Origin of the sequence: Rhodococcus sp. JG-3 (genome assembly GCF_000482405.1) — a bacterium.
Taxonomy (GTDB): domain Bacteria; phylum Actinomycetota; class Actinomycetes; order Mycobacteriales; family Mycobacteriaceae; genus Rhodococcoides; species Rhodococcoides fascians.
On the sequence record NZ_KI519398.1, the window covers coordinates 3,178,230 to 3,193,364 of the forward strand.

A 15,135-nucleotide genomic window follows, 5' to 3' on the forward strand; every position below is an offset into this window, starting at 1 on the left:
GTACGTGGAACGTAGGTGGAGCGCGGCACTGCTGGCAGCGGGTCTGGCCGCAGCGTCGCTAACCGCATGTTCGGCCTCGGAGGACAAGGTGCCTTCCATCGGGTACTCGTTCGACAACGTGGTGAACAACTACAACGCCAGGACCGTCGACGGGGCCGCGTCGGGAGCGCGTCAGGCGTTCACACGAGTCCAGGTCGGGTTCAGCTATCTGGGACCGGACGGTGATGCGCTGTCGGACAACGACATCGGTACCGTCGCGGTCGTGCCAGGGGACGTTTTGACGCTGCAGTACACGATCGCGCCTGCGGCCAAATACTCCGACGGCGCACCGATGGCGTGCGATGACCTGGTGCTGGCGTGGGCCGCCAACAGCGGCCGGTTCGCCACCGACCGTCCCCTGTTCGACGCGGCGTCGACGGCGGGATACTCCGACATCGCGAGCATCGACTGCGTCCCCGGGTCCAAGGACGCCACCGTCGTCTTCGCCCCGGGCCGCAGCTACCAGAACTGGCGAGCTCTGTTCGGCGCCACCGATCTGTTGCCCGCACACGTGGCTGCGCGCGCGGCCGGGGTACCGAACGTCGTCGATCCCATAGTGGCCGGCGATGACGGTGTCCTCTCTCGGATCGCCGATTTCTGGAACACCGGGTGGACGTTGACGCCCGGTTCTGTCGACACGTCTCTTTTGCCGTCGGCCGGTCCGTACCGCGTCGACTCGTACACCGCCGAGGACGGGTTGGTTCTGGTCGCGAACGACGCCTGGTGGGGCATTCCGCCCGAGACACAGAGAGTCGTGATCTGGCCCAAGGGCACCGACGTCCCGGCGAAGATTGCCGACGGATCTCTGGACGTGATCGACCAGGGTGCGGGCGCGATCGATCTGGGTTCGACAGAGGGGTTCGAGACCGTCACGGAACCGTCGCGAGGCGTCGAGCAGCTGACGTTCGCGACCCAGGGCGCGCTGGCGGAGGCGAGTGCTCGCCGGGCCGTGGCCGCATGCATCCCGCGAACGGACCTGTTCGACACACTCGGGCACCCTGGCTTCGAGGCACCGCCGGCCGGGCCCGGCTCCAGCGTCGTCGATTCTCGGCTGATGCAACCGGACACACTGGTGTACCCCTCGGTTGCCGCGACGGTCGGCGACCGGTACCAGCGGTCGGACCTGGACCGCGCGGGCAGGGAACTGGCCGCGTCGGGTAACAGTGCGCTGACCGTGCGCGTCGGCTACCTGGCACCGGACGCGCGCCGCGCTCAGCTGGTCAGCCGAATGGCGAGCGATTGTGCGGCGGCGGGGATCACCGTCGAGGACGCGAGCTCACCGGAGTTCACGCCGTCCGCGCTTCGTGCCGGAACAGTGGACGCCGTTCTCGGCGGCGCGGGGTCGCTGCCAGGGCCGACCGGCTCGGCGTCGTCCGTCGTCGCACGGTACTCGTTGCGAACCGGTATCGGCCTCAACGTGGGCGGGTACAGCAACGGGCGGATCGACTCGATCGTCGACCAGCTGGCGGTGACCGACGATCCCGAGCGCGTGCTGGCGTTGGCGACCGAGGGCGAGAACATTCTGTGGAACGACATGCCGTCGCTTCCGCTGTACAGCGAGCCGCGCACCACCGTCGTGAGCGACGGTATGCAGGACGTCGTGGCCAACCCCACGGCGGCCGGTGCCGGCTGGAACATGGATCGGTGGGTACTTCTGAAATGAGCGATGCGACAGTGACTCAGGACGGCGGGGTGCGCGGTGATGCCGTGTCGGCCGTGCATCGGCTGACGCGGTGGGTGGACGATTTTCCCGTGGACGGGGTGCGGTTCGGCGACCTGACCCCGGTGTTCGCGGAGGGGCCCGCGTTGCGCAGCGTCGTCACGGCATTGGCGGAGGGTTTCGAGAACGTCGATCTGGTGGCGGGCATCGATGCCCGAGGGTTTCTGCTGGGAGCGGGCGTGGGACTCGAGCTCGGTTGCGGGGTGCTCGCTGTACGCAAGGCGGGCAAACTGCCGCCGCCCGTGCACTCGCGAACCTACGATCTCGAATACGGAACCGCGGAACTGCAGATTCCGACCTCCATCGAGCTGGCCGGTCGACGGGTGCTCGTGGTCGACGATGTCCTCGCCACCGGCGGTACCGTCGATGCGACAGCTCGGTTGTTGGCCGAGCAGGGCGCGGTGGTGGTCGGGGCGACCGTGGTGTTGGAAATCGAGGCGCTCGACGGCCGCAGCAAGTGCAGTGACTACCCGCTCGCCTGCCTGGTTCGAGTCTGAGGACTAAAGTCGACTGATACAGCGTCGACCGGATCTGTCCTGGCGTCGGCGCGAATGTGTGGCAGGAGGTGATGAGAGTGACCCGTTACATCGATCAGCCCTTGCCCGAGCGGCCCGCAGTCGCCGATCGGCCGGGAACCGGTGCGGATTCGGTCGCGTCCGGCGATACGAGCGCGGTCGTCGATACCGCAGTGGTCAACGATCCGGTGGTGGACAGACCGGGCGTGCGCGAGCCGGTGTCGAGTGATTCGGCGCAGGCCGACGACCAGGCGCCGTCGGGTGCACGCAATTCGGCACCCGTGCCCACCTCGGCCTCCCGTCGAGTTCGGGCGCGGCTCGCTCGTCGCATCACGGCCGGACGCAGCGCGGCGGTCAAGCCCGTCCTCGAACCTCTGGTCAGTCTGCATCGCGAGCTGTATCCCAAGGCCGATCTGACGCTGCTGCAGCGGGCCTACGACGTCGCGGACGAGCTGCATTCCACACAGATGCGCAAGTCCGGCGACCCGTACATCACCCATCCACTTGCCGTGGCGAACATCCTCGCCGAACTGGGTATGGACACCACCACGCTGGTTGCGGCCCTGCTGCACGACACGGTGGAGGACACCGGCTACTCGTTGGCCAAGTTGACCGAGGAGTTCGGTGACGAGGTGTCCCATCTTGTCGACGGGGTCACCAAGCTGGACAAGGTCGTACTGGGGACGGCCGCCGAGGGCGAGACCATCCGAAAGATGATCATCGCGATGGCGCGGGACCCGCGGGTGTTGGTCATCAAGGTCGCCGATCGACTGCACAACATGCGCACGATGCGATTCCTGCCCCCGGAGAAGCAGGCCCGCAAGGCCAAGGAAACACTGGAAGTCATTGCGCCGCTTGCTCATCGGCTGGGTATGGCCACCGTCAAATGGGAGCTCGAAGACCTGGCCTTCGCCATTCTCCATCCCAAGAAGTACGACGAGATCGTTCGGTTGGTCGCAGATCGGGCACCGTCCCGCGACACGTACCTCGAGAAGGTACGGGCCGAGATCAACGCCACACTGGCGGCATCGAGAATCAGCGCCGTCGTCGAGGGACGTCCCAAGCACTACTGGTCGATCTACCAGAAGATGATCGTCAAGGGCCGGGACTTCGACGACATCCACGACCTCGTGGGAGTGCGCATTCTGTGCGACGAGATCCGCGACTGCTATGCCGCGGTCGGCGTCGTGCACTCGCTGTGGCAGCCGATGGCGGGCCGCTTCAAGGACTACATCGCGCAGCCACGGTACGGCGTCTACCAGTCGCTGCACACCACGGTGATCGGGCCCGAGGGCAAGCCACTCGAAGTGCAGATTCGCACCAGGGACATGCACCGCACCGCGGAGTTCGGTATCGCTGCTCACTGGCGATACAAGGAGACCAAGGGCAAGCACTCGCAGGACAACGCCGAGGTCGACGACATGGCGTGGATGCGCCAGTTGCTCGACTGGCAGCGTGAAGCGGCCGACCCGGGCGAGTTCCTCGAATCGCTGCGCTACGACCTGGCGGTCAAGGAAATCTTCGTCTTCACCCCGAAGGGCGATGTAGTCACGCTTCCCGCCGGATCGTGTCCGGTCGACTTCGCCTATGCGGTGCACACCGAAGTGGGTCACCGCTGTATCGGAGCCCGGGTCAACGGTCGCCTGGTGGCACTCGAACGAACCCTCGACAACGGCGAGGTGGTCGAGGTCTTCACGTCCAAGGCCGTCACGGCCGGGCCGAGTCGAGATTGGCAGGGCTTCGTCGCGTCACCGCGTGCGAAGACCAAGATCCGGCAGTGGTTCGCCAAGGAACGTCGCGAAGAGGCCCTCGAAGCCGGTAAGGACGCCATCGCGAAAGAGGTCCGTCGCGGCGGACTTCCGTTGCAGCGCTTGATGAATGCCGAGTCCATGTCGGCCATCTCCCACGAACTGCGGTACGTGGACGTGTCAGCGTTGTACACCGCGGTCGGTGAGAACCACGTTTCTGCTCGCCACGTCGTGCAGAGGCTGGTCGCTCATCTCGGTGGTGTCGGTGACGTCGAGGAAGAACTCGCGGAGCGCTCTACGCCGTCGACCATTCCGACCAGACCGCGTCAGGTCGGAGACGCCGGGGTACTGGTCACCGGTGCCGAGGGTGTCGTGGCAAAACTCGCCAAGTGCTGCACCCCTGTACCCGGGGACGAGATACTGGGGTTCGTCACCCGCGGCGGGTCGGTCAGTGTCCACCGCACCGACTGCACCAATGCGCGGTCGCTCGAGGAGCAGTCCGAGCGCTTCATCGAGGTGCAATGGGCACCGTCGGCCTCCTCGGTGTTCCTCGTGGCCATTCAGATCGAGGCCCTGGACCGGCATCGGTTGCTCTCGGACGTCACGAAGGCTCTGGCCGACGAGAAGGTCAACATCCTCTCGGCATCCGTCGCGACGTCGGGCGATCGGGTGGCGATCAGCAAGTTCACGTTCGAGATGGGTGACCCCAAGCATCTGGGGCACGTGCTCAACGTCGTGCGCAACGTGGAGGGCGTGTACGACGTGTACCGGCTCACCTCGGCGGCCTGACCGAATTCCGACCCGATACGACGACAGGGTGAGCAGACATTTCTGCTCACCCTGTCGTCGTCGTGCGGTACCTCAGGTTGCCGAGGTGATGACCACCGGATTCGCCGGTGCTCCGTCCTCTGCACCGCCGCTGACTCCACCGGCCGCAATGGCGTCGAGGGTCTGCAGGCCGGCTTCGGAGATGGTGCCGAACACCGTGTACTGCGGCGGCAGCACAGAGTCGGCGTACACCAGGAAGAACTGGCTGCCGTTGGTGTCAGGGCCTGCGTTGGCCATGGCCAGGGTGCCACGGGGGTAGACGACCGGGTTCTGGGCCTGCGCGGGATCGTCGGCGAACGCCGTTGTGGGGTATTCGTTGGCGAAGCTGTAGCCGGGGCCGCCACGACCCGATCCCGACGGGTCGCCGCATTGCAACACTTCGAGGCCGGGGGATGTGGTCAACCGGTGACACGGTGCGCCGTCGAAGTAGCCCTGCTGAGCCAGGCTGACCACACTGTTGACGGCGCACGGGGCCTCGGTACGGTCGAGCGTCATTCCGATGTCGCCCTGGGTCGTCGACAGCGTCACGTCGACCGTTCCGAAGACGTCGATGTTCTCGGTCGGAGGCGGAGCAACCTCCTTGGCGGCCGGAGACTCCGCCGGGTACGCACACGAGACCGTATCGGTGGTCGGCTGCGGAACGGGCGGCAGCGCACCGAACCGCGACAGATTCAGCGGCGGCCGCGGGGTGGTCGTCGCGGCCGACGTCGAGGCAGCGGTCGTCGAACCGGCCGGAGCGGGCGCGGCAGCGGTCTCCGTCGATCCGGAGCAGCCGGCGAGAAGAAGTACCGCAGCGGAGGCTGCGATCACCAGACCGGGTACGCGTGTCACAGGTCGCTCTGCATCGAGGTGATGTCCACCGGCTCGGCCGGTGCGCCGTCGGAGGCACCGCCCTGCGCACCCTTGGCCGCGATGGCATCCAAGGTGGCGAGACCGGTCTCGTCGATCGTGCCGAAGGCGGTGTAGGCGGGTGGGAGTTGCGAATCGCCGTAGACGAGGAAGAACTGGCTGCCGTTGGTTCCCGGGCCGGCGTTGGCCATCGCCAGGGTTCCGCGGGGGTACAGGACAGGAGTCTGCGCGGCAGGATCGCCCTCGGCGTACGTGTCGGTGGGGAACTCGTCGGCGAACTGGTAGCCCGGCCCGCCACTACCGGAGCCGGTGGGATCGCCGCACTGCAGCACCTGCAGGCCGGCACCCGTCGTCAGGCGGTGGCAGGTGGTGCCGTCGAAGTAGCCCTGATTGGCCAGGGACACGAAACTGTTCACCGTGCACGGGGATTCGGGGTTGTTCAGTGTCAGGCCGATGTTGCCGGCGGTGGTGGCCATGCTGTAGCTCAAGGGTTCGTCGCTGGTGGGGATGTTCTCGGTGCGGGGAGGGGTGTTGGGCTTGGCGGCCGGCTGTGCGGCGGCAGGGTACGAACAGTTCACCGTCTCGGGCAGCGGTTCCGTACGGCCCGCAGCGATGATCGAATCGGCCGGTGCAGACGTGGTCGAGTCCTGCGCCGTGCTCGCGTCGTCGTCACCGCGGGTCACCACGAAGACGACCGAGACAACGGCCACGACCGCAACCACACCGAGGATGGAGCCGGCGATCGTCAACTGCTTCCGACGTCGTGCTCGCTCTGCGCGTCGTACGAGTTGGCGTTCGAGCTTTCGCTTGGCAGCCTCGCGCCGTTGCTCGTTGCTGGGCAATTCGTGTCCTCCCGCTTGTCCTGGTTCGACCACGCCTGCTCGCTGAGCGGGTGGGTCGTGTGGTAGCCGGCCGACAATCGGCCAACGCGAGTTTGCCATCATTGCCTGAGAGCATGCTGGGGGGACCCGACGAGAACCTCCCCACTAAGCTGGCTCGGTACTTCGGCCTCTGCCTCTTAGGAGCGATTGTCTTGCTCGTCACCGGATTCCCCGCAGGAATGTTTCAGACGAACTGCTACATCCTCGCTCAGGACGACGCCTCCGAGTGCGTCGTGGTCGATCCCGGCCAGGATGCCGCCGATCCGTTGGTCGACTTCCTGACGCGATCCTCGCTGACCCCGACGGCGGTGCTGCTGACCCACGGTCATCTGGACCACACGTGGTCCGTGGAGCCGATTTGCTCGAAGTACGGAATCCCCGCATACATCGCGCCCGAGGATCGATACATGTTGGCGGACCCGATCAAAGGGACCGGTCCGACGCTCGCTGCCGTGCTCGGCGACCTCGAGTTCCACGAGCCGGACGAGGTGATCGAGTTGGCGCACGAGCAACGTCTGAGCCTCGCGGGAATCGACTTCACGGTCGTGCACACTCCAGGGCACACGCAGGGCTCGGTGGTGTTCCTCACCGAGGCCAACGGTCCCGACGGGACGGTTCCGTTGGCGCTGACCGGCGACACCTTGTTCGCCGGGTCGATCGGCCGGACAGATCTGCCCGGCGGCGACCACGATCAACTTCTACGGTCCATCGCGTCGCGGTTGCTGCCGCTGCGCGACGAGACCGTCGTGCTCCCCGGACACGGCGGACAGAGTTCCATCGGTCAGGAGCGCGGGTCCAATCCGTTCCTCGTTGGACTCGGCGACCCCGAGCAAGGAAAGCTGTGACCGTGAGCAAGCCGACCACCTTTTCCGCGCCCAAGGGCATTCCCGATTACTTCCCCCCGAATTCGGCCGAATTCGTCGCTGTCCGGGAGGGCCTCCTCGGTGCCGCCCGCGCCGCCGGGTACGGCCATATCGAACTCCCGATTTTCGAGGACACCGGGTTGTTCGCCCGGGGAGTCGGCGAATCGACCGACGTGGTCAGCAAGGAGATGTACACCTTCTCCGATCGCGGCGACCGATCGGTGACATTGCGTCCCGAGGGAACCGCCGGGGTCATGCGCGCTGTGATCGAGCACGGCTTGGACCGCGGGGCGCTGCCGGTCAAGTTGGCCTACGCCGGACCGTTCTTCCGGTACGAGCGCCCGCAGGCCGGCCGCTACCGCCAACTGCAGCAGGTCGGTGTCGAGGCGATCGGCGTCGACGACCCGGCGCTGGACGCCGAGGTCATCGCCGTGGCCGACGCGGGGTTCCGCGCCCTCGGTCTCACCGGCTTCAGGCTCGAGATCACCTCGCTCGGTGACGACACCTGCCGCCCGCAGTATCGAGAGTTGCTGCAGCAGTTCCTCTTTGCGCTTCCGTTGGACGAGGACACGCGTCGACGCGCCGAGATCAACCCGCTGCGGGTTCTCGACGACAAGCGGCCGGAGGTTCGCGAGATGACTGCCGACGCGCCGTTGATGCTCGACCATCTCTCCGATTCTGCGAAGCAGCACTTCGACGAGGTGCTGGCCTACCTCGATGTGATGAATGTTCCTTACCTGGTCAACCCGCGCATGGTTCGTGGACTCGACTACTACACGAAGACGACGTTCGAGTTCGTGCACGACGGCCTCGGGGCCCAATCGGGCATCGGCGGCGGCGGCCGCTACGACGGCCTGATGGAGCAGTTGGGCGGGCAGGCGCTGTCCGGTATCGGATTCGGGCTCGGTGTCGACCGCACCGTCCTCGCGTTGGCCGCCGAGGGCAAGACCGCAGGCACGACGTCGCGGTGTCAGGTGTTCGGCATCCCGATGGGTGCCGCGGCCAAACTTGCGATCGTCGACATCTCGGCGCAGTTGCGTGAACGCGGAATTGCCGTGGACATGGCGTACGGAAATCGCGGCATGAAGGGAGCGATGAAAGCGGCCGATCGTTCGGGAGCCCGATACGCGCTCGTGCTGGGCGATCAAGAGCTGTCGGCCGAATCCATCGTGATGAAAGACCTTTCGAACGGCGAGCAGGAGACGGTCGCGTTGGCCGACGTGGTCGACGTCCTCGGAGTGCACCTTGGCCGATGACCCTCGGCCCTCGGCGGGTCCGGTAGCCCTCGATCTGGTCTCGGCGGAGTTCCTCGCGCCGCGGTTGCGCAAGATCGTGGTCGGTTCGCTACTGGTCGGAGTCGTGCTGGGCGTCGTTCTGGCGCTCGTCGTCCCCGTGTGGGTGGCAGTCCTCGTCGGAGTGATCGTCGGTGGTCCGGCGGCGCTGTCGGGTTGGCTGGGATTGCGCCGCCGGGTGTGGCTCGACGGGCCACGGCTGTGCGCTCGGGGACTGCGTACCCGACGGCTGAACATGCCGGAGGTGGTGACGGCGGAAATGACCATCCGCACGGCCGGAATCGACCAGATCTCGCTGCGGCTCTACGACGGTCGTACTCGTATCGTTCTGCCGTTGGCGCTCTACACCAGGGGCGGCGGCCGCGAACTGCCGATTCTTGCGTTGCGCACGCTCGCCGATTCGCTGTGGACCACCGAACTTGTTCCCGCGGCGGCCATCGCGTCGGTGCTCGTGGACCAGCTGCGGGCCGAGGCGCGCGACGCCGGGCTGGACGAACGGCCCCTCTACCGAGCGATCGAACTGGTTCGCAGCAAGGGTCGCACTCCGCATGCGACGTTGACCGACCGTGAGGTCGCGCAGCTGCTCGGATGAGCGGACGGCTGTCAGGTCACCAGGAAGGCGTCGAGCACCACGGCCTCGGCCGATCGTGAGCCGGAGGTGACGACGAGGGCCCGGTTGAGGTACGTGAACTTCGGAACAGCGGTCGACACTCGCAACGTGCCGCGGAAGTAGTAGGTCGACGGGTCGACCTCACGGTCGGGATCGTTCAATGCGTCGATGACCTCGGCCGGTCCGAACTGGACTCCTCGGTAGTCGAGCGAAAGGTAACCGCCGGTTGCCAATTCGAGGACGAGATCGCTGCTGAACTCGGTGCACCCGTCGGGCCGGGTAACGCTGACGACGGTCGATCGAGCGGCCAGAGTGCCCTCGATGTCGGGGCCGGGTGCGGCCCCGCCGAGGACGGTGGTGACTATTCGGTCGCCTTCGGGCACCGAACCGATCTCGATGGCCGGCCCCAGGGTGAGGCCCAGGCGCAGAATGGGTTCCAGGGTCGGTGTGTTCGGGGCGGTCACGTGCGGTGCACTCCTAGGATCGACTTCGGGCCCTACGCTATCGCTTGTCGGCTGCCGGACCCGACCGGGGGATGCGGGGGAGCGATGCCGACCTTGACACGGCATAGAACAAATGTTCGACTGTGTGCATGCGATGGGCCGGTCAGACTCTCGATGCCGCAGACGAGGGCGCGCTACCGGGGCTGGAACGGTCCGGGCTCGTCCGCAGCGTGCAGACCCCGGAGTTCGAGGGCATCACCTTCCACGAGGTGCTGTGCAAGAGTGCCCTGAACGAGGTTCCGGGCGAATCGCAGGTGCCGTTCTCGTGGACCGTCAATCCGATGCGTGGATGCTCGCATGCGTGCCGGTACTGCTTCGCGAGGCCGACACACGAATACCTGGACCTCGATTCCGGCAACGATTTCGACTCGCAGATCGTCGTCAAGACGAACGTTGCGGCAGTCCTCCGCAAAGAGCTCGCACGTCGATCCTGGAAGCGGGAGCCGGTGGCGCTCGGGACCAACACCGATCCCTACCAGCGCGCCGAGGGGCGATATCGGTTGATGCCCGGCATCATTCGGGCGTTGACCGAGTCGGGTACGCCGTTCTCGATCCTGACCAAGGGAACGCTGTTGCGACGGGATCTGCCGCTGCTGACACTGGCTGCACAGAAGGTCGACGTACACGTGAGCATCAGTTTGGCGATCCACGATGCAGATCTGCAGAAGCAGCTCGAACCCGGAACGCCAAGTCCGCGAGCACGATTGGACCTCATCCGCGCCGTGCGGGATGCGGGACTCGACTGCGGTGTGCTGGTGGCGCCGGTCATTCCGTTTCTCACCGACGGAGCCAGACAACTCGACGGGCTGATCGCTGCACTGGCCGAGGCCGGGGCGACGACCGTCACGGCGCTGCCGATGCATCTTCGATCGAGCACCAAGGACTGGTACATGAGCTGGCTGGTGAAGGAGCACCCGGCGTTGGTACGTAGATACCGCCAGCTCTACGGACACGGGGCGTACGTGACTCCGGAGTACAAGCAGTGGCTGAAGGCGAGAATCGATCCGCTGCTCGACACCTACGGTTTCGCCGCCGACCAGACCCGCGCGTTGCCCGCGAACGAGCCTGCCGAACCCCGCGGGTTGGTGGCCTCGGGGCCGGCACTCACGCTGTTCTGAGTAGTACCGGTTCAGGGATTGTCGAGGTCGCGAGCCGAGAACGTGTCGCAGGCCGCCACTTGTCCGGTCTCGTATCCCACGGTGAACCAGGCCTGCCGCTGCGCCGACGAGCCGTGCGTCCAGCCTTCTGGGTTGACGCGACCGGTGGACGCCTGCTGAATCCGGTCGTCGCCCACCGACGACGCTGCCGACAGGGCATCGTCGATATCGGTGGCGGTCAGCGGTTCCAGAAATGGGACGCCGCTCTTCGGGTCGACGGTCTCGGCCGCGTAGTGCGCCCAGATTCCGGCGTAGCAGTCGGCTTGCAACTCCACCTTGACGCCGCCGGACTCAGGTCCCTGCGGATCGGCCTGCGCGCGGCCTATGTCGCCCAGCTGATTCTGGATGTGGTGGCCGATCTCGTGCGCCACGACGTACTCCTGCGCCAGGGGGCCGCCGCTGGAGCCGAATTGATCGACGAGGACCTGAAAGAAGCTCGTGTCGAAATAGGCGGTGGAATCGGCCGGGCAGTAGAACGGACCGACGGAGCTGGTCGCGTTACCGCACCCGGTGTTCGTAGCGCCGGAGAACAACCGCACGTCCGGCTGGACGTAGGCGACGCCGGTCTGCGACTGCAATTGTGATTCCCAGACGGTGTCCAAGCTCGACGCCGTGAACCCGATACGGCAGTCGACGCTGCTGTTCGCCTCTGCGACGGTGCATTCGAGAGTTCCCGACGACCCGGAGCCGTTCTGCCCGGCGGAACTGTCGCCGCCGCTGATCTGGTTCAGGATTGCGCCGGGATCGCCGCCGAACAGCAGTGCAAGGACGATGATGACCAGTCCACCCGCTCCGCCGCCGATGGCCAACTTGCCTCGTCCGCCGCCCCCTCCGCTACCGCCGACGGAAACTCGGCCCGGCTCCATTTGCGAGCCTTCTCTGAACGTCATGCTGGAGTTCCCCTCCGCCGAGCCCGCATACTCCGTGCGAACCGATACCGCCGTTGTCGGCCCTAGCTTCGCATGCCGGGACGGGATCTCGTTTCCTTCTGCGGCGATGTGCTCCGTAGGATCGGTGAGCGAAGAACACGATCAGCGGATTTTTCTCGAAAGGACACCCGTGCTGCGCACCCATCTCGCCGGCTCATTACGCCCCGAGCACGTCGACCGAACTGTGACGTTGACGGGATGGGTGGCCCGTCGACGCGATCACGGTGGCGTCATCTTCATCGATCTGCGTGACGCATCCGGTGTGTCTCAGGTCGTCTTCCGTGAGGGTGCTGCGCTCGAGCAGGCCCACCGACTGCGCGCCGAGTACGTGGTGAAGGTGACCGGCAAGGTCGAGGGTCGTCCCGAAGGCAACGCGAACTACGAGATCCCCACCGGTGCCATCGAGGTCGAGGCATCCGAGATCGAGGTCCTGTCCGAGGCCGCACCGTTGCCGTTCCAGCTCGACGATCAGCCCGGTGAGGAAGCACGCCTTAAATACCGCTACCTCGACTTGCGCCGTGAGGGCCCCGGCCATGCGATTCGACTGCGTTCGCACGTCAACGCCGCCGCCCGATCGGTTCTGGCGCACCACGAGTTCGTCGAGGTCGAGACCCCGACGCTGACGCGTTCCACCCCCGAGGGCGCACGGGATTTCCTCGTTCCCGCTCGTCTGCAGCCGGGTAGCTTCTACGCACTGCCGCAGAGCCCGCAGCTGTTCAAGCAGCTGCTGATGGTCGGCGGTATCGAGCGGTACTACCAGATCGCTCGCTGCTATCGAGACGAAGACTTCCGTGCCGATCGTCAGCCCGAGTTCACCCAGCTCGATGTCGAGATGAGCTTCGTCACCCAGGACGACGTCATCCTGTTGGCCGAAGAAATTCTGGCGTCGCTGTGGAAGCTCGTCGGGCACCACTTCACGGCACCCATCCCGCGGATCACCTATGCCGAGGCCATGCGCCGGTACGGCTCCGACAAGCCCGATCTTCGATTCGACATCGAACTGGTCGAGTGCACGGATTTCTTCTCCGACACCACGTTCCGCGTCTTTCAGGCTCCGTACGTCGGTGCGGTCGTCATGCCCGGCGGTGCGTCGCAGCCCCGTAAGCAGCTCGACCGTTGGCAGGAATTCGCCAAGCAGCGTGGACACAAGGGCCTGGCCTACGTGCTGGTCGGTGAGGACGGCACCCTCGGCGGCCCGGTCGCGAAGAACTTGACCGACGCCGAACGGGACGGCCTCGCTGCGCACGTCGGCGCGAAGAACGGCGACGCGATCTTCTTCTCCGCCGGTCCGGTCAAGGCCTCCCGCGGACTGCTCGGCGCCGTCCGCGGCGAGATCGCACGCAAGCTCGACCTGATCGACCCCAAGGCGTGGGCGTTCGTGTGGGTCGTCGACGCGCCGCTGTTCGAGCCCACGTCCGACGCCACCGCCAGTGGCGACGTCGCCGTCGGGTCCGGGGCGTGGACGGCCGTGCACCATGCGTTCACGTCGCCGAAGCCGGAGTCGATGGACACATTCGACACCGATCCGGGATCTGCTCTGGCCTACGCCTACGACATCGTTTGCAACGGAAACGAGATCGGCGGCGGCAGTATTCGTATCCATCGCAAGGACATTCAGGAACGAGTGTTTGCGATCATGGGGATCGGCAAGGAAGAGGCCCAGGAGAAGTTCGGCTTCCTTCTCGATGCCTTCAGCTACGGCGCGCCGCCGCACGGCGGAATCGCGTTCGGTTGGGATCGCATCACCGCGCTGCTTGCCGGAGTCGATTCCATCCGTGAGGTCATCGCATTCCCCAAGTCCGGTGGCGGCATCGACCCGTTGACCGACGCGCCCGCACCGATCACCGCGCAGCAGCGCAAGGAATCGGGCGTCGACTTCACGCCGGAGAAGAAGGAAGAAGCGCCGACAGAGGCCTAGCCTCCACTCGAGGTCCGCAAGAACGAATGTCCCCGTAACGCAGTGCGTTACGGGGACATTCGCGTCTGTCGTGGTGCGAGATCAGCGCGCGGGAGTCAGGGGCCCGCCGGTGAGTACGCGGTAGGCGTAGTTGGTGGCGATCACCGAGACCGGAAGGGTGACGAGCAGACCGAGGCCGCACAGCACAATGCCGATGAAGTTGATGGCGGCGAGGGCCAGCAACAGCAGCAGGACCGGGCCGAAGTTCTTGACCGTCAGGTCGATAGACGACTTGATCGACTCGATCGCCGACTGGTTTCGATCGATCAGGAAAGTCAGTGCGAAGTTCGCGAGGAAACCGATCACGACCAGCAGGACGGTGCCCAGGAAAGGAACGAAGCTCAGCACGACGCTGGCCACCGTCCAGATCACAGCCAGTACCGCAATCTGCGGAACGTTCGTGAGTTGGAAGAACCTGCCGAACGTCGGCTTCTGTGGCCCACCCGTTTCGTCCAACGCTCCCCGTACGTATGCCGCATTCACGAAGTAGGACACGAATGTCGCGATCGTGGTCACCACCAGGAATGCGCCCGACGTCGCCGCGACGGCAGTACTTTCACCTCGGTCGGCAGCAGCGACCGCGGCCGTCAGGGTCGATGCGAACGTGACGATGAACACGGCGACGCTGACCGCCCACACGATGGCCGTGATACCGAGCCACGGTCCGGTGTTGGCCTTGAACTTGTCGAAGCCGTAGCTCAGTGCAGCACCGACGTCGAGTCGACCGGGGTTGGGTCCGAGAGGTGTCTGTCCGTAGTTCTGATTTCCGTAGTTCCCGTAGTTTCCGGGCGGCGGTGGGTAGTTTCCGGGAGGGGGTGGGTAGCCGCCCGGAGGCGGATAGCCGCCCTGAGGTGGGTAGTTTCCGGGCGGCGGTGGGTAGTTTCCGGGAGGGGGAGGATAGCCGCCCTGAGGCGGGTAGTTGCCTTGGGGCGGGTAGTTGCCGGGCGGTGGCGGGTAGCTGCCCTGATGCGGGTAGTTGCCGGGTGGTGGGTACCCGTTTCCCGGTGTCTGCGGCGTGTTCGGGTCCGGCTGGTCCGGGTTGGGTCCGCGACCGTATTGCGGTCCGTCGGGCGGGTTTTCACTCACGGTTCACCCTTCATGTCTGGCGTGGTACGTCGACGATTCGTCCGCATTTTCGAAGCTGAGCGAACCGTAGACCGATGAGGCGTGTCAAGGCGTTCGACACGTGGACGGTCGTGCGGGCCCGAATACCGTCGGGCATCGTCGATGGTTCGAATTCTTGC

Annotated in this window: 13 protein-coding genes; 8 read left to right on the top strand and 5 right to left on the bottom strand. The window is 65.8% G+C overall.

From position 1 onward, the window contains the following. The first annotated feature begins 4 nt into the window (after nucleotides 1–4). The 3 genes from K414_RS0116530 to K414_RS0116540 all read left to right on the top strand — a co-directional run bounded on the left by K414_RS0116530 (nucleotide 5) and on the right by K414_RS0116540 (nucleotide 4,811). On the top strand, nucleotides 5–1,702 hold the full coding sequence (locus K414_RS0116530; RefSeq protein ID WP_237606205.1) for an ABC transporter substrate-binding protein: 1,698 nt from the start codon (nucleotides 5–7) through the stop codon (nucleotides 1,700–1,702). Beyond that, a complete protein-coding gene (locus tag K414_RS0116535; RefSeq protein WP_051365142.1) occupies nucleotides 1,699–2,256 on the top strand; it encodes an adenine phosphoribosyltransferase in 558 nt (185 codons plus the stop codon). The genes K414_RS0116530 and K414_RS0116535 overlap by 4 nt, the downstream gene beginning before the upstream one ends. 224 nt (nucleotides 2,257–2,480) lie before the next feature. Beyond that, nucleotides 2,481–4,811, top strand: a complete 2,331-nt coding sequence (locus tag K414_RS0116540; protein WP_051365379.1) for a RelA/SpoT family protein — start codon at nucleotides 2,481–2,483, stop codon at nucleotides 4,809–4,811. A gap of 72 nt (nucleotides 4,812–4,883) precedes the next feature. Here the strand turns inward: K414_RS0116540 and K414_RS0116545 are convergent, their stop codons facing one another. Next, nucleotides 4,884–5,681, bottom strand: a complete 798-nt coding sequence (locus tag K414_RS0116545) for a peptidylprolyl isomerase (protein ID WP_051365143.1) — start codon at nucleotides 5,679–5,681, stop codon at nucleotides 4,884–4,886. Beyond that, nucleotides 5,678–6,541, bottom strand: coding sequence for a peptidylprolyl isomerase (locus K414_RS0116550; RefSeq protein WP_027496954.1), 864 nt, complete (start codon nucleotides 6,539–6,541; stop codon nucleotides 5,678–5,680). The genes K414_RS0116545 and K414_RS0116550 overlap by 4 nt, the downstream gene beginning before the upstream one ends. Before the next feature lie 191 nt (nucleotides 6,542–6,732). Between K414_RS0116550 and K414_RS0116555 the strand changes: the two genes are divergently transcribed. From K414_RS0116555 to K414_RS0116565, 3 genes are read left to right on the top strand one after another with little or no spacing between them, the layout of a single operon-like run. After that, nucleotides 6,733–7,425, top strand: coding sequence for an MBL fold metallo-hydrolase (locus K414_RS0116555; RefSeq protein WP_027496955.1), 693 nt, complete (start codon nucleotides 6,733–6,735; stop codon nucleotides 7,423–7,425). A 2-nt stretch (nucleotides 7,426–7,427) separates the two neighbouring features. Further along, nucleotides 7,428–8,699 carry a histidine--tRNA ligase gene (gene hisS, locus K414_RS0116560; protein ID WP_027496956.1) on the top strand — a complete coding sequence of 424 codons (1,272 nt, stop codon included), beginning with the start codon at nucleotides 7,428–7,430 and terminating at the stop codon, nucleotides 8,697–8,699. Then, complete coding sequence (locus K414_RS0116565) at nucleotides 8,689–9,327, top strand: hypothetical protein (RefSeq protein WP_027496957.1); 639 nt, start codon at nucleotides 8,689–8,691, stop codon at nucleotides 9,325–9,327. The genes hisS and K414_RS0116565 overlap by 11 nt, the downstream gene beginning before the upstream one ends. Nucleotides 9,328–9,338: 11 nt before the next feature. Here K414_RS0116565 and K414_RS0116570 read toward each other — a convergent pair whose 3' ends face one another. Further along, nucleotides 9,339–9,809 (bottom strand): DUF3237 domain-containing protein, encoded by a 471-nt coding sequence (locus K414_RS0116570; protein ID WP_027496958.1) that lies wholly within the window; start codon nucleotides 9,807–9,809, stop codon nucleotides 9,339–9,341. Between the two features lie 128 nt (nucleotides 9,810–9,937). Between K414_RS0116570 and K414_RS0116575 the strand changes: the two genes are divergently transcribed. Beyond that, nucleotides 9,938–10,966, top strand: coding sequence for an Rv2578c family radical SAM protein (locus K414_RS0116575; RefSeq protein ID WP_027496959.1), 1,029 nt, complete (start codon nucleotides 9,938–9,940; stop codon nucleotides 10,964–10,966). An 11-nt stretch (nucleotides 10,967–10,977) separates the two neighbouring features. Here the strand turns inward: K414_RS0116575 and K414_RS0116580 are convergent, their stop codons facing one another. Next, on the bottom strand, nucleotides 10,978–11,895 hold the full coding sequence (locus K414_RS0116580) for a neutral zinc metallopeptidase (RefSeq protein ID WP_027496960.1): 918 nt from the start codon (nucleotides 11,893–11,895) through the stop codon (nucleotides 10,978–10,980). Nucleotides 11,896–12,064: 169 nt separating this feature from the next. On the opposite strand from K414_RS0116580, the gene aspS reads away from it, so the two are divergent. Further along, nucleotides 12,065–13,852 carry an aspartate--tRNA ligase gene (gene aspS / locus K414_RS0116585; protein WP_027496961.1) on the top strand — a complete coding sequence of 596 codons (1,788 nt, stop codon included), beginning with the start codon at nucleotides 12,065–12,067 and terminating at the stop codon, nucleotides 13,850–13,852. 81 nt (nucleotides 13,853–13,933) lie between these two features. Here the strand turns inward: aspS and K414_RS0116590 are convergent, their stop codons facing one another. Further along, entirely contained in the window at nucleotides 13,934–14,977 is a 1,044-nt protein-coding gene (locus tag K414_RS0116590) for a hypothetical protein (RefSeq protein ID WP_027496962.1), read from the bottom strand. Nucleotides 14,978–15,135: the final 158 nt, after the last annotated feature.

What these genes read in the sequence shown, in the direction of transcription:
- K414_RS0116575 (WP_027496959.1), top strand. Translation starts at nt 9,938, where the DNA reads ATGCGATGGGCCGGTCAGACTCTCGATGCCGCAGACGAGGGCGCGCTA.
- K414_RS0116535 (WP_051365142.1), top strand. Translation starts at nt 1,699, where the DNA reads ATGAGCGATGCGACAGTGACTCAGGACGGCGGGGTGCGCGGTGATGCC.
- K414_RS0116580 (WP_027496960.1), bottom strand. Translation starts at nt 11,895, where the DNA reads ATGACGTTCAGAGAAGGCTCGCAAATGGAGCCGGGCCGAGTTTCCGTC.